Annotated in this window: 16 protein-coding genes; 3 read left to right on the forward strand and 13 right to left on the reverse strand. The window is 64.1% G+C overall.

What is annotated here, in order from left to right; translation table 11 throughout:
• Window positions 1-16 precede the first annotated feature (16 nt).
• The 9 genes from bamA to rpsB form a co-directional block, all read right to left on the reverse strand.
• A complete protein-coding gene (gene bamA / locus DN412_RS18570) occupies window positions 17-2,350 on the reverse strand; it encodes an outer membrane protein assembly factor BamA (RefSeq protein WP_208647618.1) in 2,334 nt (777 codons plus the stop codon).
• Between the two features lie 100 nt (window positions 2,351-2,450).
• Entirely contained in the window at window positions 2,451-3,854 is a 1,404-nt protein-coding gene (rseP, locus tag DN412_RS18575; RefSeq protein WP_115212944.1) for an RIP metalloprotease RseP, read from the reverse strand.
• Window positions 3,855-3,971: 117 nt separating this feature from the next.
• Entirely contained in the window at window positions 3,972-5,153 is a 1,182-nt protein-coding gene (gene ispC / locus DN412_RS18580) for a 1-deoxy-D-xylulose-5-phosphate reductoisomerase (RefSeq protein ID WP_115212945.1), read from the reverse strand.
• A gap of 11 nt (window positions 5,154-5,164) precedes the next feature.
• Complete coding sequence (locus tag DN412_RS18585; protein ID WP_115212946.1) at window positions 5,165-5,986, reverse strand: phosphatidate cytidylyltransferase; 822 nt, start codon at window positions 5,984-5,986, stop codon at window positions 5,165-5,167.
• 36 nt (window positions 5,987-6,022) lie between these two features.
• Window positions 6,023-6,793: an isoprenyl transferase gene (locus tag DN412_RS18590; RefSeq protein WP_115212947.1), complete on the reverse strand. Its 771-nt coding sequence runs from the start codon at window positions 6,791-6,793 to the stop codon at window positions 6,023-6,025.
• A 44-nt stretch (window positions 6,794-6,837) separates the two neighbouring features.
• Window positions 6,838-7,398 carry a ribosome recycling factor gene (gene frr / locus DN412_RS18595; protein ID WP_115212948.1) on the reverse strand — a complete coding sequence of 187 codons (561 nt, stop codon included), beginning with the start codon at window positions 7,396-7,398 and terminating at the stop codon, window positions 6,838-6,840.
• A gap of 114 nt (window positions 7,399-7,512) precedes the next feature.
• Window positions 7,513-8,223: a UMP kinase gene (gene pyrH / locus DN412_RS18600; RefSeq protein WP_078196559.1), complete on the reverse strand. Its 711-nt coding sequence runs from the start codon at window positions 8,221-8,223 to the stop codon at window positions 7,513-7,515.
• Between the two features lie 274 nt (window positions 8,224-8,497).
• Window positions 8,498-9,376: a translation elongation factor Ts gene (gene tsf, locus DN412_RS18605; protein ID WP_115212949.1), complete on the reverse strand. Its 879-nt coding sequence runs from the start codon at window positions 9,374-9,376 to the stop codon at window positions 8,498-8,500.
• A 293-nt stretch (window positions 9,377-9,669) separates the two neighbouring features.
• Window positions 9,670-10,413: a 30S ribosomal protein S2 gene (rpsB, locus tag DN412_RS18610; RefSeq protein ID WP_078196561.1), complete on the reverse strand. Its 744-nt coding sequence runs from the start codon at window positions 10,411-10,413 to the stop codon at window positions 9,670-9,672.
• A 348-nt stretch (window positions 10,414-10,761) separates the two neighbouring features.
• On the opposite strand from rpsB, the gene map reads away from it, so the two are divergent.
• From map to DN412_RS18625, 3 genes are all read left to right on the forward strand, one after another.
• Window positions 10,762-11,580, forward strand: coding sequence for a type I methionyl aminopeptidase (gene map / locus DN412_RS18615; protein ID WP_115212950.1), 819 nt, complete (start codon window positions 10,762-10,764; stop codon window positions 11,578-11,580).
• Between the two features lie 79 nt (window positions 11,581-11,659).
• A complete protein-coding gene (locus DN412_RS18620) occupies window positions 11,660-14,242 on the forward strand; it encodes a [protein-PII] uridylyltransferase (RefSeq protein ID WP_115212951.1) in 2,583 nt (860 codons plus the stop codon).
• A gap of 22 nt (window positions 14,243-14,264) precedes the next feature.
• Window positions 14,265-16,091 (forward strand): pseudouridine synthase, encoded by a 1,827-nt coding sequence (locus tag DN412_RS18625; protein WP_115212952.1) that lies wholly within the window; start codon window positions 14,265-14,267, stop codon window positions 16,089-16,091.
• Between the two features lie 118 nt (window positions 16,092-16,209).
• Here DN412_RS18625 and DN412_RS18630 read toward each other — a convergent pair whose 3' ends face one another.
• From DN412_RS18630 to DN412_RS18640, 4 genes are all read right to left on the reverse strand, one after another.
• Window positions 16,210-16,914 carry a hypothetical protein gene (locus DN412_RS18630; protein WP_133303059.1) on the reverse strand — a complete coding sequence of 235 codons (705 nt, stop codon included), beginning with the start codon at window positions 16,912-16,914 and terminating at the stop codon, window positions 16,210-16,212.
• Entirely contained in the window at window positions 16,911-17,387 is a 477-nt protein-coding gene (locus DN412_RS43035) for a hypothetical protein (RefSeq protein ID WP_133303060.1), read from the reverse strand. The genes DN412_RS18630 and DN412_RS43035 overlap by 4 nt, the downstream gene beginning before the upstream one ends.
• 386 nt (window positions 17,388-17,773) lie before the next feature.
• The gene (locus tag DN412_RS18635) at window positions 17,774-19,675 is read right to left on the reverse strand and encodes a hypothetical protein (RefSeq protein ID WP_115212954.1); all 1,902 of its coding nucleotides are present in this window, start codon (window positions 19,673-19,675) and stop codon (window positions 17,774-17,776) included.
• 294 nt (window positions 19,676-19,969) lie between these two features.
• Window positions 19,970-21,709 (reverse strand): IS1634 family transposase, encoded by a 1,740-nt coding sequence (locus DN412_RS18640; RefSeq protein ID WP_115212955.1) that lies wholly within the window; start codon window positions 21,707-21,709, stop codon window positions 19,970-19,972.
• Window positions 21,710-21,735 lie beyond the last annotated feature (26 nt).

Genomic DNA, 21,735 nt, shown 5'->3' on the forward strand with positions numbered 1-21,735 from the left:
AGATCCTTTTTCAGAATCAGAATGCCGTGCCGATCTGGAACTGGAAGCGCTGAACCTTATCGTTCACGTCCTTCTTCAGCGGGAAGCCCATGCTGATCTTCAGCGGGCCGATTGGCGACAGCCACGACATGCCGAAGCCAGTCGAGTACTTCAGCTCGCTGAAGAGCAGCGGCTGACCTTCCTGATAGACGTTACCAAAGTCAAAGAACGTAAACAGGCGCAGCGTACGGTCCACGCCCGAGCCCGGCAGCGGGAAGATGAATTCGACGTTGCCGATCATCTTGGAGGCGCCGCCCACCGGGTTGCCGTTCTGGTCCTTCGGACCCAGCGTGCTGGTCTGGTAGCCGCGCACCGAGCCGATACCGCCGGCGTAGAAGTACTTGAACACCGGGAACGGCGTATTGCCGTAGCCGTGGCCGTAAGCGACTTCACCATTCAGTGCCAGCGTGAAGGCCTTCGAGATCGGGTAGAAGTACTGCTGCTGCACGCTGGCGCGGTAGTACTGCGTATCGCCGCCCGGAACGCCGATTTCCAGGTTGGCCTGGGTGTACGGGCCCTTGGTCGGGACCAGCGCGCTGTCGCGGCGGTCACGTGCCCAGCCGATCGTGAACGGGAAGTTGTTGATGCCGTCGCCGCTGTTCTTGCCGATCTTCCTGAGCCAGTCTGTGTACTGGCTCGGCGTATTGACCGACGTAAACACCTGGGTCCGTTCGTAGCCGATGCCGAAGAACACCGTATCGACTTCCGAGAACGGCACGCCGAACTTGAAGCCGCCGCCCATCGACACGATCTTGTAGTCCTGGTCGCCCGTGTAGTACAGCGGGCGGGAGGTACGGTAGTAGACGTCGGTCGAGCGGCTGATGCCGTCGACCGTGAAATACGGGTCATACTGCGTCAGCGCGATGGTACGGAACGACTTGGCGGTGTTCACGTCCAGGCCCAGGCTGGTGCCTGAGCCGAACACGTTGTCCTGGCGCAGGCCAGCCTGCAGCACCAGCTTGTCGGTGGACGAGAAGCCCACGCCCAGGCTGATCTGGCCGGTCGGCTTTTCAGTCACGTTGACGTTCACATCGACCTGATCGGGCGCGCCCGGCACGTCCTCGGTGGTGATGTTGGTGTCGGTGAAGTAGCCGGTACGGTTGATACGCGCCTGCGACTGCGTCAGCTTCTCGCTGTCGAACCACGAGCTTTCCATCTGGCGCATTTCGCGGCGCACCACTTCGTCGCGGGTCTTGCTGTTGCCCACCACGTTGACGCGGCGCACGTAGACGCGGCGACCCGGGTCGACCATCAGGGTCAGCGCGACTTCACGCTTTTCCTTGTCGATCTGCGGTTGCGGGTTGATGGTGGTGAACGCGTAGCCGTAGGTGCCCAGCAGGTCGGTGACGGCCTTGGTGCTCTGTGTCAGCTTCTCGGACGAGAAAATATCGCCCTTCTTCAGCTGCAGCAGTTTTTCCATTTCCTCCTGCTTGCCCAGCAGTTCGCCCGCCAGGCGCACGTCGGACACCTTGTACTGGTCGCCTTCCTTGATGTTCAGCGTCAGGAAGATGTCCTTCTTGTCCGGCGTGATCGACACCTGGGTCGACTCGATCGCGAACTCCAGGTAGCCGTGGTTCAGGTAGAACGAGCGCAGCGCTTCCAGGTCGGCGGTCAGCTTCTGCTTCGAGTACAGGTCGTTCTTGGTGTACCAGGACAGCCAGTTCGGCGTGGACAGCTGCATCTCGTCGCGCAGCGTGCCTTCCTTGAAGGCCTTGTTGCCGACGATATTGATCTGGCGGATCTTGGCGACCGGGCCCTCGTCCACGTTGAACACAACCGAGACGCGGTTGCGGTCCACCGGCGTGATCGTGGTCTGCACGTCGGCGGCGTAGTAGCCGCGCGCGACGTACTGGCGCTTGAGCTCCTGCTCGGCCTTGTCGATCAGTGCCTTGTCGTAGTAACGGGCTTCGGCCACGCCGACGGCACGCAGCGAACGGCGCAGCGTGTCCTTGTCGAATTCCTTGATGCCGACGAATTCGAGCTGCGAGATCGCCGGCCGCTCTTCGACCTGGACCACCAGCACGCCTTCCTCGGCGCGGATCTGCACGTCCTTGAAGAAGCCGGTATTGTAGAGGGCACGGATGGCGTCGGCGCCCTTGTCGTCGGTGAAGGTTTCACCGACGCGCACTGGCAGGTAGCCAAACACGGTACCCGGCTCGACGCGTTGCAGTCCCTCAACGCGGATGTCCCTGACGACAAACGGATCGGCAGCCCAGCCCGCCGGGCTCCAGGCTGCAATAACGGCACTCGCCAGCAAGCCCAGCGAAATGCGCTTATGTCTGATCAATGTTGATCCCCTCTTTGATTCCATCCAGGATTGCGCTCCGATGCCTCATTGGACTGCGCCTGGCAAATGGCGTCCCTGGCGACGGTGTCCGACGACACCACCGCACCCTTGCCGACATGCGTTTCTAGCCGTTCGCCAGAAACATTCGGCTGACGTCATTGAACAAAGCGAGCGAAGTCAGGAGCAAGATGCAGGCGATGCCGACCTTTTGCAGCATTGCCTGCCAGTGGTCTGGGACGGGCCGGCCAGTCAAAAATTCCACGCAATAATACAGCAAATGCCCCCCATCCAGAACCGGAATGGGTAACAAATTGAGTACGCCAAGGCTTACGCTGACCAGGGCCAGGAAGCTGACAAAGGCCTGCAGGCCAAGGTTCGCGGCGCGCCCGGCGTAGTCCGCCACGGTCAGCGGCCCGCTCAGGTTCTGCAGCGAAGCCTGCCCCACCAGCATCTTGCCCAGCAGCTTGAGCGACAGCGCGCTGGTGTCCCAGACCTGGCCGGCCGCGCGTGCCAGCGCCTCGTCCGGCCGGTAGCGCACGGTTTCCATCTGGACCGCCTGGCTGAGCGCCGCGCCCAGCTTGCCTGACGGCGCCGGGCTGGCGCCGCTTGCATCCCTGGCGCCCTCGCGCGGCGCGGCGGTATCAAGGGTGACCGGCACGTCCAGGCGCTTGCCGTCGCGCTCGATGCCCAGTGTCACGGCCTGGCCCGGCTGGCTGCGCACCGCCTTGATCAGGGCGCCGGCCTGCGTGAGCGGGCTGCCCTGCCAGGCCACGATGCGGTCGTCCTTCTTCAGTCCGGCGCGCTCGGCGGCCGAGTCCGGCAGCACTTCGGTAATTGTCACCGGCCCGCCTTTCAGGTTCAGGCCGAGCGTGGCCAGCGGATCCTGTTCCGGATTGCCGCCGGTATTGGGCAGGCGCGGCAGCGTCACGTCGCGCTCGGCCCCGTCGGCGCCGCGCACGCGCAACACCGCGCGCGTATCGCCAAAACCTTCGGCAAAGACAGCCATGCGCAGGTCATTCCAGGAACGCACCGCCTCGGTGTGCCCGTTGGCGGTCAGCGACAACACCCGGTCACCTTCGCGCACGCCGGCCTGCGCGGCCATGGTGCCGGCCGCGGGCGCGGCCACCACCGGCACCGGCTCGCGCATGCCGCCGGCGAACAAGGCGAAATACAGCACGATCGCCAGCGCAAAATTGGCCAGCGGGCCGGCCGCCACGATCACGAAGCGCTTGCCCACCGGCTGGCGATTGAAGGCACGCGGCAGTTCGGCCGGATCGATCGGCGCGTCGCGCTCGGGATCGATCTCGCGCTCGTCCAGCATCTTGACGTAGCCACCCAGCGGAATGGCCGCCACCGTCCACTCGGTCCGGTCGCGGCTTTTCGAGATCCAGCGCAAGAGGGGCCGTCCGAAGCCGATGGAGAAACGCAGCACCTTCACGCCGCAGGCGCGCGCGGCGAGATAGTGCCCCATTTCGTGCACATAAATGAGCACGCACAGGGCAACGACGAAAGCGAGTACGGTTTGCATGAGGCGTCGGGACGTCGGTAACGATGGCTGGGCTGGCAGGCTGGCACCCCGGGGTCCGAAGGGACCGGGGCCGGCGTAACCGCTATTGTCGCAGATGCGGCAGGCCGCCCCGTCGCATCAGCGGACCGTTGCCCGCGAAGCCACGCCGGCGCGGGCTGCCTCGCGCGCCCGTGAATCGGCCGCCAGCACGGCTTCAAGCGTATCCGCGGAGCCGCCAGGTGATCCCTCAAGCACCTCACGGACGATGCCGGCAATGTCGGTAAAGCGCACCCGGCCGTCCAGGAATGCCTCGACCGCCACTTCATTGGCGGCATTGAGCACCGCGGGCGCCACGCCTGCGGCACGCAGCGCGTCAAAGGCCAGTCCCAGGCACGGGAACCGGACCAGGTCCGGCTTCTCGAAGTGCAGGCCGCCGGCCACCGTCAGGTCAAGCGGCGTCACGCCCGCATCGATCCGTTCCGGGTACGCCAGGCCGTAGGCAATCGGCGTGCGCATGTCCGGGTTGCCCAGCTGTGCCAGCACCGAGCCGTCGGTGTAGGCCACCATCGAATGCACGATGCTCTGCGGGTGGATCAGCACCTCGATGCGCTCGGCGGGAGCGGCGAACAGCCAGTGCGCCTCGATGACCTCGAGGCCCTTGTTCATCATCGTGGCCGAGTCGACCGAGATCTTGCGGCCCATAACCCAGTTGGGATGGGCACAGGCCTGGTCGGGGGAGATATCGTGCAGCGTGGCCGGGTCGCGCGTGCGGAACGGCCCGCCCGACGCGGTCAGCAGCACCTTGGCCACGCCGCGGCCGTAGCGCGGATCGTCGGCCGGCAGGCACTGGAAGATGGCATTGTGTTCGCTGTCGATCGGCAGCAGCGAGGCACCGTGCTCGCGCACCGCATCCATGAAGATGCGGCCGGACATCACCAGCGCTTCCTTGTTGGCCAGCAGCACGCGCTTGCCTGCGCGCGCGGCCGCCAGCGTCGGGCGCAGGCCGGCGGCGCCGACGATGGCGGCCATCACCGCGTCGGTCTGCGCATCGGCCGCGACGGATTCCAGCGCGGCTTCGCCGTAGCTGACCTCGGTCTTCACGCCGGCGTCGCGCAGCAGCATTTCCAGTTCGCGCGCCGCCTCGGCCGTTCCCACCACGGCGCGCGCCGGGCGGAACTCGATGCACTGGTCGGCCAGCTTGCGTACCTGCCGGTGGGCGGTCAGCGCATGCGCCGCGTAGCGGTCAGGATGGCGCCTGATCACGTCCAGTGTGCTTTCGCCGATGGAGCCGGTGGCGCCCAGGATGGTAATGCGATGCATAGCAGACGGCTTCAGAGAAAAATTAGCATCAGGGCGGCCAGCGGGAACACCGGCAGCAAGGCGTCAATACGGTCCAGCACGCCGCCATGGCCGGGCAGCAGCCGGCTGCTGTCCTTCATGCCGACCTGGCGCTTGAGCAGCGATTCGAACAGGTCGCCGACCACGCTCGCCGCGACCAGCAGCGTGGCCAGCACGGCCACGTAGGCCAGGCCGCCACGGTCGCCCATCACGGAGAACCACGTCGGTGCAAAGGCATGGGTGGCGGCCAGCGCCAGGCCGATCACCAGCGCCAGCAGCCAGCCGCCGATGGCGCCCTCCCAGGACTTGCCCGGGCTGATGCCAGGCGCCAGCTTGCGCCGGCCGATGGCCTTGCCGGTGAAATACGCGCCGATATCGGCCGCCCACACCAGCACCGCCGCGGTCAGCAGCACGCCGATGCCGGCGCCGCGCAGGATCATGGTGGCATGGGCGAACGCGGGCAGCATCACCAGGCCCAGCACCGCGCCCAGCGCCGTAAACGCCGGCGTCGCGGTACGCACGCCGCGCGCCAGCAGCACCACCGCCACGCCCCAGCACACCACCGCGGCTTCCAGCAGCCAGGTCGTGGCGTGGCGCAGCGGCACGTCATGCCAGGCAATGGCGGCGATCAGGCAGGCCAGCGCATAGACATAGGGCCACGGCCCGCGCAGCCCGATCAGGCGGCCGAATTCCCAGCCGCCCAGCAGCACGATCACGCCAACCAGCCCGGCCAGCGCCGCGGGTGGCGCCAGGAACAGGATCGGCAGGATCAGCAGCAACAGGCACAGGGCGGTGATGACGCGGGTGAGGAGCATGCGCTGCAGTCCCGTGAGAGGTTGGAGTAGCCAGGCTCAGGCCGTACCCGAAAGTCCCGGAGCGACCAGCTGCGCGCTGGTGCGGCCAAATCGGCGTTCGCGATGACGGTACGAGGCAAAGGCCTTGTCGAGTTCCGCGGCGTCGAAGTCCGGCCAGAAAACGTCGGTGAAATACAGCTCGGAATAGGCAAGCTGCCACAGCAGGAAATTGCTGATGCGCTGTTCGCCGCCGGTGCGGATGAACAGGTCCGGCTCCGGCGCGTAGGCCATTGCCAGGTGCGGCGCCAGCATCGACTCGTCGATCGATGCCGGGTCCAGCATGGGCGAGCGCGCCAGCATCTTGCGCATCGCCTGCAGCAGGTCCCAGCGCCCGCCGTAGTTGGCGGCGATGGTCACGGTCAGGCCGGTGTTGCCGGCCGTGCGCGCCTCGGCATCGCTGATCAGCTTCTGGATGCGCGGGCTGAAGCGGCTCAGGTCGCCCACCACCCGCAGGCGGATGTTGTTGGCGTGCATCTTCACCACTTCGCGCCGCAGGGCCATCATGAACAGCCGCATCAGGAACGAGACCTCGTCGGCCGGACGGCGCCAGTTCTCGGAGCTGAACGCGAACAGCGTCAGGTACTGCACGCCCCGGGCGGCACTGGCTTCCACCACCGCGCGCACCGCGTCCAGCCCACGGGTATGCCCGGCAACGCGCGGCAGGTGCCGCTGGGTCGCCCAGCGGCCGTTGCCATCCATGATGATGGCAACGTGGCGGGGCACGTAGGAGGTATCGGGGACGTCGAGCGTTGAACTGATGTGCTGCATGATGGCAGACGGTCACTGACTGTCCCGGCTATGCCGGGACGGGGTCAGACCGTCATGATCTCCTTCTCTTTCTCGGCGACCATCTTGTCGATCTCGGCCACGTACCTGTCGGTCAGCTTCTGCACTTCATCCTGGCCGCGGCGCTCGTCGTCCTCGGAGATGGTCTTGTCCTTGACCAGCTTCTTGAACTGCTCGTTGGCATCGCGACGCAGGTTGCGCACGGCAATCTTGGCGCCTTCAGCCTCGCCCTTGACGACCTTGATCAGCTCCTTGCGGCGCTCTTCGGTCAGTGCAGGCATCGGCACGCGGATCACTTCGCCCATGGTGGCCGGGTTCAGGCCCAGGTCGCAGTCGCGGATCGCCTTCTCGACCGCGCCCACCATCTTCTTTTCCCAGGGCTGCACCGTGATGGTACGCGCATCGGCCAGGCCGACAGCCGCAACCTGGCTGATCGGCACCATCGAGCCGTAGTAGTCCACCTGGACATGGTCGAGCAGCCCGGTGTGGGCACGGCCAGTGCGGATCTTCGCCAGATCGGCCTTGAAGGCTTCGATCGACTTCTGCATTTTCTGCTCGACGCTCTTCTTTGTGTCGGCGACGCTCATTTTTACCTCCGGAAATCAGCCAACCATGATCCCCCTGGCGGGGATCGAAAATGAATCATTCTACTCTTTGCCCGGCCGGATACCAGCGCTGCGGCGCGGTATCCGTTCCCGGACTCACACATGCACCAGGGTACCCTCGTCCTCGCCCAGGATCACCCGCTTGAGCGCACCCGGCTTGACGATCGAGAACACCTTGATCGGCAGCTTCTGGTCGCGGCACAGCGCGAAGGCGGTGGCATCCATCACCTGCAGGTTGCGCGAGATGGCCTCGTCGAAGCTGATGGTGGTGTAGCGCGTGGCGCTGGGGTCCTTCTTCGGGTCGGCGGTGTACACGCCGTCCACCTTGGTGGCCTTCAGCACGATCTCGGCCCCGATCTCCGCGCCACGCAGCGCGGCGGCGGTATCGGTGGTGAAGAACGGGTTGCCGGTGCCGGCGGCGAAGATCACCACCTTGCCCTCTTCCAGCTGGCGGATCGCGCGCGGGCGGATATACGGTTCGACCACCTGGTCCATGCGCAGCGCGGACTGCACGCGGCCTTCGATACTGGCATGGCGCATCGCGTCCTGCAGCGCCAGTGCGTTCATCATGGTGGCCAGCATGCCCATGTAATCGGCAGTGGCGCGGTCCATGCCGGCGGCGCCGCCCGCGACGCCACGGAAGATGTTGCCACCGCCGATGACCACCGCCACCTGCACGCCGAGCTTCACGATCTCGGCAATGTCGTTCACCATCGCTTCGATGGTGGAGCGGTTGATGCCGAAGGCATCGTCGCCCATCAGGGCTTCACCGGACAGTTTCAGAAGGACGCGCTTGTAGGCTGGCATATTTACCCTCGGACAGGAGCAAATCGCTCGGTTGAGACGATCTTGAGACGTATGTTTTGGCACCGGCGGCACGGATCATCGCGCCGCCGGCGGAAGAAAGCCGGTTTTCGTGGTGCCCCGGCCTGCGCCTGGACCACCACGAAAACAGACTGTTGCGGCGCAGCGCGACTTTCGCCGCGCGCCACCACTTATGCAGAGGGGCACCTTACGGCGCCCCTGCGGCATTATAGGCGCCTGGACCAGCCCGAACGGGCAGTCCACGGCACCCCGGACATCAGCCCTTCTGGGCAGCGGCCACCTGGGCGGCCACTTCAGCGGCGAAGTCGTCCTGCTTCTTCTCGATGCCTTCGCCCACCACGAACAGGGTGAAGCCCTTCACGGTCGTGTTGGCCGCCTTCAGCATCTGCTCAACCGTCTGCTTGTCGTTCTTCACGAACGGCTGGTTGAACAGCGAGACTTCCTTCAGGTACTTCTGCACCGAACCCTCGACCATCTTGGCAACGATCTCGGCCGGCTTGCCCGACTCGGCAGCCTTCTGCTCGGCGATGCTGCGCTCCTTGGCGATCAGGTCGGCGGGGACCTGCTCGGCGGACAGCGACACCGGCTTCATGGCGGCCACGTGCATGGCCACGTCCTTGGCGGCGGCTTCGTCGCCGTCGAACTCGACCATCACGCCGATGCGGGTGCCGTGCAGGTACGAAACCAGCTTGCCGCCGTTGGCGTAGCGGGCAAAGCGGCGGACCGTCAGGTTCTCGCCGATCTTGCCGATCAGGGCGGTACGGGTGGCTTCAACGCTTACGCCGTCGATTTCCAGCACGGCCAGGGCAGCCACGTCAGCCGGGTTCTGCTTGGCGATCAGTTCAGCAATCTTGGCCGAGAAGGCCAGGAAGTCGTCGTTCTTGGAGACGAAATCGGTCTCGCAGTTCAGTTCGACCAGCACGCCGGTGGTGCCGTCGATGAACGATGCGACCACGCCTTCGGCGGTCACGCGCGATGCGGCCTTGCTGGCCTTGTTGCCCAGCTTGACGCGCAGCAGCTCTTCGGCCTTGTTCAGGTCGCCGTCGGCCTCGGTCAGGGCCTTCTTGCATTCCATCATCGGCGCGTCGGTCTTCGCGCGCAGTTCTGCAACCATGCTTGCGGTAATTGCCGCCATTTGTCACTCCTTGAATGGTTCGCGCCGGCTGCCGTCAGTCGCCCGCGGCACCCGGTCGGTGGGTCTACAGCACACCCGCGGCAGATGCTGCCTGCGGCGGATGACAACAATTCAATATTCAAAAAAAGGGGGCGCCAGATGTGCCCCCTTTTTTATTGCCCTTCCTGCCGGCTGCCGGCGTACCCCGGCTTTCGCCTTGCGCGCAGCCCGTGGTGTCGGGCGGCAAGCGTTGCTTGTCTGTCTGGTGACGATGCGCGCTAGCGGTTCCTTTCCGGCAACGGGGCGGCGGGCAATCAGCCTTCCTGCACTTCGACGAATTCGTCGTCGCCGCGGGCGGCTTCAACCACTTCCTGCACGGCGTTGGCACGGCCTTCCAGGATCGCGTCAGCCACGCCGCGCACGTACAGGGCCACGGCCTTGCTCGAGTCGTCGTTGCCCGGGATCACGTAGTCGATGCCTTCCGGCGAGTGGTTGGTATCCACCACGCCGATCACCGGCACGCCCAGCTTGTTGGCTTCGGTCACGGCAATCTTGTGGTAGCCGACGTCGACCACGAAGATCGCGTCCGGCACGCCGCCCATGTCCTTGATGCCGCCGATCGACTTTTCCAGCTTCAGCATCTCGCGCTCGAACATCAGCGCTTCCTTCTTGCTCATGGTTTCCAGCGCGCCGGCTTCCTTGGCGGCTTCCATGTCCTTCAGGCGCTTGATCGAGATCTTGACCGTCTTGAAGTTGGTCAGCATGCCGCCGAGCCAGCGGGCGTCGACGTAGGGCATACCGGCGCGGCCAGCTTCTTCAGCCAGGATTTCGCGCGACTGGCGCTTGGTGCCCACGAAAAGGATGGTGCCGCGATTGGCTGCCAGCTGACGCACGTACTTCATTGCGTCCTGAAACATCGGCAACGTCTTTTCGAGGTTGATGATGTGAATCTTGTTGCGATGGCCGAAGATGAAGGGGGCCATCTTCGGGTTCCAGAAGCGGGTCTGGTGGCCAAAGTGGCAACCGGCTTCCAGCATTTCGCGCATGGTAACGGACATGTAAATTCTCCAAAGGGTTAGGTCTGAAGCCCGCCCCGACATTCCTGAAAAGGAACACCCCGGATAGGCGGGCCAGCGATTTCAAACAACCGCAGGAAAAATCCTGCAAAATACCTGAACTGGTGGATGCAATGCTGCGCCGCAACCAGACAGCCCGCTATTGTAGCAACAAAAGTGCCGCCCGCTCAAGCCGCCCCTGAGGCCGCGCGGCGCCCCGCCACCTCGCGAACCCGGCTGAATGCGGCCCCGCATAAGCTGCGATCTGGTCCCGATGGTGCGATAATCCCACATTGATCTTTCGATTCCGGCGCGGCCAGTGGCCTCGCCATCACTTTCTGGCGACGCAGCATGAGCATTTACCTGAACACCGCCGAAGACATCGCCCAGATGCGCGTGGCTTGCCGCCTTGCCTCCGAAGTCCTCGACTACATCACGCCCTTCGTGCAGCCGGGCGTCACCACCGGCGAACTGGACCGCCTGTGCCACGCCTATATGCGTGACGTGCAAGGCACCGTGCCGGCGCCCCTGAACTATGCGCCGCCGGGCTACCCGCCCTTCCCCGGCGCGATCTGCACCTCCGTCAACGACGTGATCTGCCACGGCATCCCGGGCGAGCGCGTGCTCAAGAGCGGCGATGCCATCAACCTGGACATCACCGTTATCACCAAGGAAGGTTACTACGGCGACACCAGCCGCATGTTCATCGCCGGCGAGGGCTCGATCCTGGCCAAGCGCCTGGCGCAGGTGACGTATGAATGCATGTGGAAGGGCATCGCCCAGGTTCGCAACGGCGCCCGCCTGGGCGACATCGGCCATGCCATCCAGGTGCACGCCGAAGCCGCCGGCTACAGCGTGGTGCGCGAGTACTGCGGCCACGGCATCGGCAAGAACTTCCACGAAGATCCGCAGATCCTGCACTATGGCCGCCCGGGCACCGGCGCCGAGATCAAGGCCGGCATGATCTTCACGGTGGAGCCGATGATCAACGCCGGCAAGCGCGATATCCGCACCATGCCCGACCAGTGGACGGTGAAGACCCGCGACCGCAGCCTGTCGGCGCAGTGGGAGCATACGGTGCTGGTCACCGAGACCGGCTTCGAAGTGCTGACAGTGTCCGCCGGCACGCCGGCCCCGCCGGCCTTCATCACCGATTCCGTGGCGGCCTGAAGCCGCACTGAAGCCAGGGGGCGCCTGACCGGGCGCCCTTCTTTTTCCAGCCGTGCCCACGAACCTTTCCGCTACCTCCATGGACACCACGCCGGAACTGCTGCTGGCCGCGCGCGTGCGCGACAAGCTCAAAGCCGACAAGCAGGCGCTGTTTGCCGACTTCAACGCGAGTGCCAACGTCGGCACGCTGATCACGCGGCTGCGCCGCGCGGTCGACGCCGCGTTGGTCGAGGCGTGGCGCGGGCTGGAAATGCCAGCGGGGGCGGCACTGGTGGCGGTGGGCGGCTACGGCCGCGGCGAACTGTTCCCGTATTCGGACGTCGACGTGCTGCTATTGCTGCCCGCCGAACCCGACCGTGACACCGCCAGCCGGCTGGAACGCTTTATCAGCCTGTGCTGGGACCTGGGCCTGGAGATCGGCTCAGCCGTGCGCACGGTGGACGATTGCGTGCGCGAATCGCGCCAGGACGTCACCATCCAGACCTCCCTGCTGGAAGCGCGGCTGCTGACCGGCAACCGCAAGCTGTTCGAAGCGCTGCGCACTCGCTACCAGGCCGACCTGGACCCGGCCGCCTTCTTCCAGGCCAAGCTGCTGGAAATGCGCCAGCGCCACGCCAAGTACCAGGACACGCCCTACTCGCTCGAGCCCAACTGCAAGGAAAGCCCCGGCGGCCTGCGCGACCTGCAGGTGATCCTGTGGATGACCAAGGCCGCTGGCCTGGGCGACAGCTGGAAAGAATTGTTCGAGAAGGACCTGCTCACGCGCCGCGAAGCCCAGGAACTGGCCCGCAACGAGCGCCTGCTGAAGACCATTCGCGCGCGCCTGCACCTGGTGGCCGGGCGCCGCCAGGACGTGCTGGTGTTCGACCTGCAGACCGCGCTGGCCGAATCCTTCGGCTACCGGCAGAACGCCAACAAGCGCGCCAGCGAACAGCTGATGCGCCGGTACTACTGGGCCGCCAAGGCGGTCACGCAGCTCAACAGCGTGCTGCTGCTCAATATCGAGGCGATGCTGTTCCCGAGCGAGTCGCAGGTGACGCGCGTGCTCAACGAGCGCTTCGTCGAGCGCCAGGGCATGCTGGAAATTACCAGCGACGACGTGTACGAGCGCGATCCCCACGCCATCCTGGAAACCTTCCTGCTGTACGAGCGCACCCCCGGCGTGAAGGGCCTGTCGCCGCGCACGCTGCGCGGGCTCTACAACGCGCGCACGGTGATGAACGCGAACTGGCGCAAAGATCCCGAGAACCGGCGCCTGTTCCTGGCGATCGTGCAGGAGCCCCAGGGCATCACCCACGCGCTGCGCCTGATGAACCAGACCAGCGTGCTGGGCCGCTACCTGATCAACTTCCGGCACATCGTCGGCCAGATGCAGCACGACCTGTTCCACGTCTACACCGTGGACCAGCACATCCTGATGGTGGTGCGCAACATGCGCCGCTTCGCCATCGTCGAGCACACCCACGAGTTCCCGTTCTGCAGCCAGCTGATGGCCAGCTTCGACAAGCCGTGGGTGCTGTCGGTGGCGGCGCTGTTCCATGACATCGCCAAAGGCCGCGGCGGCGACCATTCGAAGCTCGGCACCGTCGATGCGCGCCGCTTCTGCAGACAGCACGGCATTGCGCGCGAGGACGCCGACCTGATCTGCTGGCTGGTCGAGAACCATCTCACCATGAGCCACGTGGCGCAGAAGCAGGACCTGACCGACCCCGAAGTGGTCCACGCCTTCGCGCGCGTGGTCGGCAATGAACGCTACCTGACCGCGCTCTACCTGCTGACCGTGGCCGATATCCGCGGCACCAGCCCCAAGGTGTGGAATGCCTGGAAGGGCAAGCTGCTGGAAGACCTGTACCACATCACGCTGCGCGTGCTGGGCGGCGCGCGCGTGGACTCGCATTCGCTGTGGTCGCAGCGCAAGGAGGACACCATCTCCGAACTGCGCCTGAAAGCCTTCGACCCGGCGCTGGGCAAGTCCTTGTGGGCGCAGCTCGACGTGGCCTTCTTCCTGCGCCACGATTCGCACGATATCGCCTGGCTCACGCGTCACCTGTACAACAAGGTCGACAGCCCCACGCCGGTGGTCAAGGCGCGCGTCTCCCCCGCCGGCGAAGGCCTGCAGGTGGCGGTCTACGTCAAGGACCAGCCCGACCTGTTCGCGCGCATCTGCGGCTACTTCGAGCGCAAGGCGTTCTCGATCCAGGACGCCAAGATCCACACCACACGGCATGGCTACGCGCTGGACACGTTCCAGGTCACCGACCCGGGCATGGCCGGCGACGGCGGCAACTACCGCGACATCATCGCGCTGGTCGAGCACGAACTGTGCGACCGGCTGCATCAGCAGGGCGCCCTGCCCGAGCCCACGCAGGGACGGCTGTCGCGCCAGTCGCGCAGCTTCCCGATCAAGCCGCGCGTGGACCTGCGCCCGGACGAGCGCGGCCAGTATTACCTGCTGTCGCTGTCCGCCAACGACCGCACCGGCCTGCTGTACGCCATCGCCCGCGTACTGGCACGGCATCGCGTGTCCGTGCACACGGCACGCATCAACACCCTGGGCGAACGCGTCGAAGACGTGTTCCTGGTCGACGGCAGCCGCCTGGCCGCCGACAACCGATTGCAGATTCAGCTTGAACAGGACTTGCTCGCCGCCCTCGCCATCTGAGGCGGGCGGGCAGCATCAACATATGACCGACAGCAATTCGCCGAAGCGCAAGACGCTAGGCATCAAGGCCGCCAGCGACACCGGCACGGCCGCGCGCAAGACTGGCACCCGCCCCGTGCGCGTGTCCGACCTGAACCGCAAGCGCGTGCAGGCCGTCTCCGAAGGCATCAAGCGCGCCCAGCAGCGCTCGGGCGGCAAGTCCGGCGGCCGTCCGGCCCAGGGCGAAGCGCAGGCCGGCGCAGGCGAGCCGCGCAAGCCCCGCGCGCCGCGCCCTGCTGACGGCGAACGCCAGGCCCGGCCGCGCCGCCCGGAAGGTGGCGAGGCGCGTCCGCGCCGCTTCGGCGACGACGACAACCGTCCCCGCCGCACTGGCGACGATCGCGGCGAAGCACGTCCGCGCCGCTTTGAAGGCGGCGAATCGCGTCCGCCGCGCCGCATTGGCGACGACGACAACCGTCCCCGCCGCACTGGTGACGATCGCGGCGAAGCACGTCCACGCCGCTTCGAAGGCGGCGAATCACGTCCGCCGCGCCGCTTTGGCGACGACGACAACCGTCCCCGCCGCACTGGCGACGATCGCGGCGAGGCACGCCCGCGCCGCTTCGAAGGCAGTGAATCGCGCCCGCCGCGCCGCTTCGGCGACGACGACAACCGTCCCCGCCGCACTGGCGACGATCGCGGCGAGGCACGCCCGCGCCGCTTCGAAGGCAGTGAATCGCGCCCGCCGCGCCGCTTCGGCGACGACGACAACCGCCCGCGCCGCACTGGCGACGATCGCGGCGAAGCACGTCCGCGCCGTTTCGAGGGCGGCGATGCACGCCCGCCACGCCGTTTTGGCGACGACGACAACCGTCCGCGCCGTTTCGAAGGTGGCGACGCCCGCCCGCGCCGCTATGGCGACGACGACAAGCGCCCGCGCCCCGCGCCCTCGGGCGAGCGCCGCCGCGAAGGCACCGCTCCGGCACGTCGTTTCAGCGACGCCGCCGACCGCACCCGCTCCGCCGGCCCGGCACGCCAGCAGGCACCGGCGGCGCGCCAGGAAAGGCCCGCGCCCGCCCGCGCCGAGTCCAGCCACGACGACGGCCTGGTGCGCCTGTCCAAGCGCATGTCCGAACTGGGCCTGTGCTCGCGCCGCGAGGCTGACGAATGGATCCCGCACGGCTGGGTGCTGGTCGACGGCAAGCCCGTGACCGAACTCGGCAGCCGCATCCGCCCGGACGCCGAAATCGAGATCATGCAGGAAGCGCGCTCCGAACAAGGCGAGCGCGTCACGGTGCTGATGAACAAGCCCGTGGGCTACGTCTCCGGCCAGGCCGAAGACGGCTACGAGCCGGCCGCGGTGCTGTTCACCGCCGAGAACCAGTGGGAAGACGACCCCACGCGCAAGCGCTTTGCCCCGTGGCAACGCAAGAGCCTGGCACCCGCCGGCCGCCTCGATATCGACTCGACCGGCCTGCTGGTGCTGACGCAGGACGGCCGCGTCGCCCGCGCGCTGATCGGCGAAGATTCGACCGTCGAGAAGGAATATCTGGTGCGCGTGGTCTGGCACTCGCCGCAGGGCCCAGTCGAGCGCAACATCAGCGCGGAATTCCCGGCCGACGATCTCGAACTGCTGCGCCACGGCCTGTCGCTGGACGGCGTGCCGCTCAAGCCGGCCAAGGTGAGCTGGCAGAACGAGGAGCAACTGCGCTTCGTGCTGCGCGAAGGCCGCAAGCGCCAGATCCGTCGGATGTGCGAACAGGTCGGGCTGCAGGTGGTGGGCCTCAAGCGCGTGCGTATGGGACGCGTGGTGCTGGGGGATCTGCCGCCGGGTAAATGGCGGTTCCTGGGGCAGTTTGAGAAGTTTTGATGTGGAGGGCGGCCGGAGTGGCCGCCCTTTTTGGTTTACCGCTGCTGTGGCGCCGAATTGCCCGAACGGGGCACGGCAAGCGCCGAACTCGAATGGGCCATGCCTCGCGACTCCTGTTTCATCTGCCGAGGGTTGTTGCGCCGGATTCAGCGCTGGCACCAGTCGGCGTCGGGCTGTCGAGAAACCGGACAGACTCCAGAATCGCCTGGATCCGGTCAAGATCACTGCGCGTCTTGCGATCTGCCAGCCATTTAACCGGCGTGTTTCCACACAACGCGCGGGCATTATGGATCAGGCAGAAGTGGAAAACGCGAGCCCGGCGCCGCTCGTCACCGGTCGTGTCATCCTCGGTGTATGCCATCCCGGTCCAGTTTGCCCCCTTCAACGGGACTGTCCGAACGTTCGCCAGCTTCTCGAATGGAACAAACTCGGGGCCGTTAACCGGCCCGTACCTCTGCCAGTGACCACCAACGTACTTCGCGTTCAGGGCGGAAGTAATCCGTTCTTCGGTGGCATCTACACAGAATACGCCGAAGCCACCAGCCAGAAAGGCCATCGGACCGGTTATGGGAAGGTAGTACGCCCCCTGTTGTGGTGGCGAGCTATCAGGGCGAGGCACCCGAAACTCCCCACCAAACATGCTCGCGATGCTGAAGCGACATGGACCGAGAACGTGTTCTGCCGTCGCCATTGTCCGCTCGGTCAAATCCTGATTGGGGTCCCGCGCTGCGGCGATACTAATGGATTGTGCGGCCGCAAAACCTGTTATGCAGAGACCAAGGATTAAATTCTTGCATGCCTGAGCGCGCCCTTCACTTTTCATCGAACAGGGCACTCTTGCGTCGAGAAACCAACTTTGTCTCCCGGGGTCAACATTTTTGATGCCTTGTGAGCCAGATCCAATACATCAACTCCAAATTGATTTTCTACGGAAACGAAATTCTGATCCAAGCTGAATGAAGCATCATAAACCCCGCCACCATACAACTGCCGCATAATGACTAAGGGACGCCGTTTTATCCTGATAATTGAAAGACGAGTCACCTGAGGGACGTTCGGATCAATAGCTATTGGTGCGCCGAACAAAATCAATAGCGAGTTATCAAGACTAAACACCCCGCCCGAGACGTTATGATCCATTCGCCTCGAAACGAAACGTCGCGAGCTGCGATCGATTACCAATACCCCTGCGCCATCAACTTTGGCCACGTATAGACCATCACACGATACGATGGAGGGCGCGGCTTGCGCAAGCCCGAAACAAAGAAAGAGGATTGCAGCAACGAGACGCGTCATTTCGAGTCCCCTAGTATCCCATACGCCTTCTTGGTCTCCTCCCATCGTAAGGGGCGACTTTTTGCGTCATACGGGTTCACAATTCTTGATACGGCGCGGGAGGCCAACTCATTTACCCCCGCATCAGCCGCTTTTGCTACATTTCTATATGCGCAGTAGAAACCGGCAGTATCGACACAAGTGAAGGGGTCGTTGCCAGCGATCTCCGGATGATCTATTACGGGGCCAGGTTTTTTTATTCTCAAACCATTTATGATCATAGGACTTTCCGTCCAGCCACCCTCGGAATAGCCAGTATTGAGAATAGTTATATTTTCCCGTGAGCTACTTGAAACCCCTTCCCCTAAACTTCACGCCATCCCCGGAATCAGTGTTACCAAGTACAGTCATACCTTCGTAAGAAAATATGCAATATCCGATGGTGCCGCAGGCGGAGATTTTAGATATCCTTCCGTCTCCGTCGCTATGGATGCATGGTTAGTTTTGACAGCTTTGGCAATCGCCATGGAGCTCTCACGCACAATCATCATGTAAAATGATTCTATCGCGCATTGTCCAAAAAAATGGGACGACCTGATTTTGGTATTCAATGAATATTTTCGCAAGATGAGATTTATTGAATGCCTATAGCGCTCCTTATACTCAGCACCCGCCTTCCCAACCGAAATATAGTTTTTCTCATCGTAGATCTTCTTGAGATCATTCTTGGCAAACCATCCGCATCTCCTGAAATGTCGAATAAAGGCAAGCGGATGAAAGAACCAAAACTTCTTACCACCTCCTAGCGGAGTCTTCTCCAGAAACTGAAACTCCTCCAGGAACTTGATGAAATTGTCATACCCATTTGGATCAAATTCCTTGCGCTTCCCGAAGAAGCCATCCGGGTCCTTCAGCCTCTTGTAACGCGCCTCGTTGCCGCTCGCATCCCACTCGCTTGGCGCATGGCAGACGAAGCCCCGGAACCTCTCCCGCACCTCTGCGTGGTTTGCTATGTATGACGCCAGCCTGGCTTCCTGTTCATGGGCGGGGCACATTCTTTCGGCAGGGGTTTCATCGTCCTCGACCACGGCAACAATCTTGCGCAACTCGTCGCAATCACAAATACCATGCTCACTGAATGGCGTATTGCCCTCTTCGATCTTCTGCCAGCCCATAAAGAACGGGAAGTCCGCGTCGGACAGCTTCTGGATTACCGGCTGGCTGATGTCGATATAGCCCTGCTCGCCCGTCTCGAAGGTCACCGCCACCCAGGTCTTTTGGGCAGCTGCCGGCAGCGTTGGGTGGTCGTTCAGGATCCGGCCGAACCGGAGCAGCTCGTAGCCATCGCTTGGGCATTGCGGATAGAGTGCGGTGGCCCGCTCGTACATCTTGTACTCGTAGTCGGCGTAGGCATCCCGTACAGGCGCGGGAGTCAGAGGCGTGAGGGTTCCGTCCTTTTCAACCCAGGAGCGCGTGTAACGTTGCCCCTTGTGGAAATAGGCTTCAACGTACAGCTTGCTGCCGGTATCCAGCGTGCCCGACTGTAGTGATGGGAAATAGGCTGCTGCTGCGCCTGTCGCAAGCGGTGGTGTGCTGACGAATGTCTGGCCACCCGGGATCACAAAGTAACTATGACCCCAATAATCCTTTGACACTGGCGTAGTGGGATTCTTGTTTCCGAGTTGCACGGCGTGGCCCGACTGCTCGAACCATGCGGTGAAGTCACCCTCGGTCATGAAGATCTCGAAATGCAGGTGCCGATGAGCGTGGCGCACACCTGCGTAGCCCAACATGTCCTTGCGATAGACCTTCAGATTCTTGGGCACTTGCACGCCGTCGGTCGAACAGGACAACCATTTCGGCAGGATGGTGGACGTTCCTGTCTCGGGTGGATTGCTCGACAATGGTCCGAGTGCCTCTCGAATGCCGTCAAGGTCACGTAGCTGCATGTACAGCGAATAGAAGGTGATGGTCCGGTCTTCTCCGGTGTCGGTGGTATGCCTGAGCAGCACAAAGCCGGTGTTCGAGTTCAGGCTGTCGCTGCCGTCGCTATTCTTTTTCCCATCACCAATGGGCCACTGGCTGACCCGATAGGCAACAACCTCCCCGTCAGCAATCGCGCGCACGGGTTCGTTCTGAAACGACGGCGCGAGATGTGCGCCACAATGCCAGCGCCGGTCAAACGCAATCGGATAGACGCCGTGATGGCCCAGTTCGTACTGGTCAACGAAATCCATCATCGGATCGGAGCTGACTGGGTTCTCCGATGTGAGGCCATCGGCCGGCAGGAAGGGAGGGCTGATGATCATGATTCAGCGGGACGATGGACAATGGTTGCCAATTTGCAGACTGCCACGCCGATGAAATTCATCGGCGCCACAATACGCCCTCGAGTAGCTCTACCGCAAATTTCGATTCCTTCTACCAGATCCGCCATTGTTCACCCCATTGTCAGCGCAATTGGGTGTGATGCGGAACGACAACTCTCTCGCGACCATGCCCTTCGCGCCGCACGGTAACCGCTATCCGTTAGGCCTAAGTTTGAATCAGTGACCAAACTAACCCATTGAAACGCCGGGAGATTTTCAAGCGGCAGGGGCTGGCTACTGGGAACAGGCGGGGTCGATGCCGAGCAGCGCAAAGGCTTTGCGCTGCAGCGGCGTGGGACGGGTCGTGATGACGATCTTGGCCTGGGGATTGACCGAGGTGGAGGTGATGTTATAGGTCAGCGTGGCGAGGTCCTGCAGCAGCGTCTGCAAGCTGTGCACGGGCAGGTCATCGTCGGTGCGGTGGCGCGCGGCTTTGGCGTCGGCCCCTTCCGAGCGCGGCGTCGGCATGACCGGATTGGCGCGCTGATCGCGCAGCGTCGCCAGCTCCTCATCGTCATGGAGCAGCGGCTTGAGCGCTGCGCGCAGATGCCATTCGACGTAGTAAGCCAGCATGCACAGAAACACGTGTGCGCGCACGCGTGACTCGCTGAAGTGATAGATCGGACGTACCTGCAAATCGACCGTCTTCATCGAGCGGAAGGCCCGCTCGACTTGCGCCAGGCTCTTGTAGGCCAGCACCGTCTGGGTGTCGGAGAGCCGCTCACTCGGCACGTTGGTGCGCAGGACGTAGAGCCCATCGAGCGCGGCCTCGGCATCGATCTGCTCTTGCTTGCGGGTGAAGGTAAAACCCGTCTCGGTGATGTTCAGGTCAAAGTGCTTGGCCATCCGATAGCGCTCGATCACCCGACCCACGCGCAAGCCAATCTTGTCCTGGCCGCGCAGGCGATTACGGGGGCGTTCGGTAGCCTGCTCGATCGCGGCCAGCTCCACCTCGGTGGCCGCCAGCAGCTCGGCGCGCTTTCTGGTGCGCTCCTCGGCCAACGCCGGGTTGCGGCAGACCAGCAGCCGCTCACCCGGATAGCGCGCGCTATCCACTGCGATTAGGCCGCGCTCATCGAACAGCGAAGGCTGCCAGGGGCCGCGCTCCTCGATCAGCTCGGCAATCTGCGGCGAACGCAGCGCGGTGATCCAGCCCATGCCGGCCGGGCGCAGCACCTGCTCGATGCGCGCGGCGGTAATCATGCCGCGATCGCCCACCCAGACCACCTGTGACAGGCCAAAGCGCTCCTTGAGCTTGCTGATCTGCGCCGCCAGCGTGGCCGGATCGGCGGTGTTGCCGGCAAACACCTCGACCGCCACCGGACAGCCATCGGCGGCGCACAGCAAGCCATACACGATCTGCGGGTCATCGCGTTTGCCGTCGCGCGAATAACCATAGCGGGCCAGCGCGCAGTGCCGGCCGGTGACCCAGGTCGAGGTGAGGTCATAGAGCACCAGAACGCCTTCACTCAGATGCTGGCGGGCGAGGCTGCGCTCGATGCGCGGCTGCGCCGCGCCGAGCCAGTCCAGCGCGGCGTAGAGCCGCTCGACTTCGAACGCGCCCAGTCCCAGCACCTGCGACAGCGAATGGGTGGCGCACTCGGGCTGCAACATGCGCCAGGTGGCCAGCTTGGAGCCTGGCGCCAGCACGCGCGCCACCACCAGGGCCAGCACCAGTGAGCGCACCGGGGCAGGCGCCGCGTCAATCAGCTTGGCCAGGCCGCAGCGCCGGGCGATGCCCAGCACGGCGGCCACATGGCCATGCGGCAGTGACCGCTCGATGTTCATCATCGCCTGGGGTGACTCCACGGCGATGCCGCCCTTGAGCAGGATGCGCAAGTGTTCGATGAGTTGCGGATCCCAGTGGGACAGATTGGCGAGGGTGCGTTTGACGACCTTGCCGCCCTCACGATATCCCTCACGCAGGAGGATCGCGGGCGGGGAGTTCCGATTGGGGACGGTCTCGATATACATGGGTTAAATCATAGGCACTCAACCCT

This window comes from Cupriavidus lacunae, from assembly GCF_003353055.1.
GTDB lineage: Bacteria > Pseudomonadota > Gammaproteobacteria > Burkholderiales > Burkholderiaceae > Cupriavidus > Cupriavidus lacunae.

Excerpts from the sequence above, each read along its gene's own strand:
- DN412_RS18585 (WP_115212946.1), bottom strand. The coding sequence starts at position 5,986 with ATGCTCCTCACCCGCGTCATCACCGCCCTGTGCCTGTTGCTGCTGATC.
- DN412_RS18630 (WP_133303059.1), bottom strand. The coding sequence starts at position 16,914 with ATGAAAAGTGAAGGGCGCGCTCAGGCATGCAAGAATTTAATCCTTGGT.
- ispC (WP_115212945.1), bottom strand. The coding sequence starts at position 5,153 with ATGCATCGCATTACCATCCTGGGCGCCACCGGCTCCATCGGCGAAAGC.
- pyrH (WP_078196559.1), bottom strand. The coding sequence starts at position 8,223 with ATGCCAGCCTACAAGCGCGTCCTTCTGAAACTGTCCGGTGAAGCCCTG.
- DN412_RS18590 (WP_115212947.1), bottom strand. The coding sequence starts at position 6,793 with ATGCAGCACATCAGTTCAACGCTCGACGTCCCCGATACCTCCTACGTG.
- rseP (WP_115212944.1), bottom strand. The coding sequence starts at position 3,854 with ATGCAAACCGTACTCGCTTTCGTCGTTGCCCTGTGCGTGCTCATTTAT.
- DN412_RS18640 (WP_115212955.1), bottom strand. The coding sequence starts at position 21,709 with ATGTATATCGAGACCGTCCCCAATCGGAACTCCCCGCCCGCGATCCTC.
- frr (WP_115212948.1), bottom strand. The coding sequence starts at position 7,398 with ATGAGCGTCGCCGACACAAAGAAGAGCGTCGAGCAGAAAATGCAGAAG.
- bamA (WP_208647618.1), bottom strand. The coding sequence starts at position 2,350 with ATGGAATCAAAGAGGGGATCAACATTGATCAGACATAAGCGCATTTCG.
- rpsB (WP_078196561.1), bottom strand. The coding sequence starts at position 10,413 with ATGTCCGTTACCATGCGCGAAATGCTGGAAGCCGGTTGCCACTTTGGC.
- map (WP_115212950.1), top strand. The coding sequence starts at position 10,762 with ATGAGCATTTACCTGAACACCGCCGAAGACATCGCCCAGATGCGCGTG.
- DN412_RS18620 (WP_115212951.1), top strand. The coding sequence starts at position 11,660 with ATGGACACCACGCCGGAACTGCTGCTGGCCGCGCGCGTGCGCGACAAG.
- DN412_RS18635 (WP_115212954.1), bottom strand. The coding sequence starts at position 19,675 with ATGATCATCAGCCCTCCCTTCCTGCCGGCCGATGGCCTCACATCGGAG.
- tsf (WP_115212949.1), bottom strand. The coding sequence starts at position 9,376 with ATGGCGGCAATTACCGCAAGCATGGTTGCAGAACTGCGCGCGAAGACC.
- DN412_RS18625 (WP_115212952.1), top strand. The coding sequence starts at position 14,265 with ATGACCGACAGCAATTCGCCGAAGCGCAAGACGCTAGGCATCAAGGCC.
- DN412_RS43035 (WP_133303060.1), bottom strand. The coding sequence starts at position 17,387 with ATGACGCGTCTCGTTGCTGCAATCCTCTTTCTTTGTTTCGGGCTTGCG.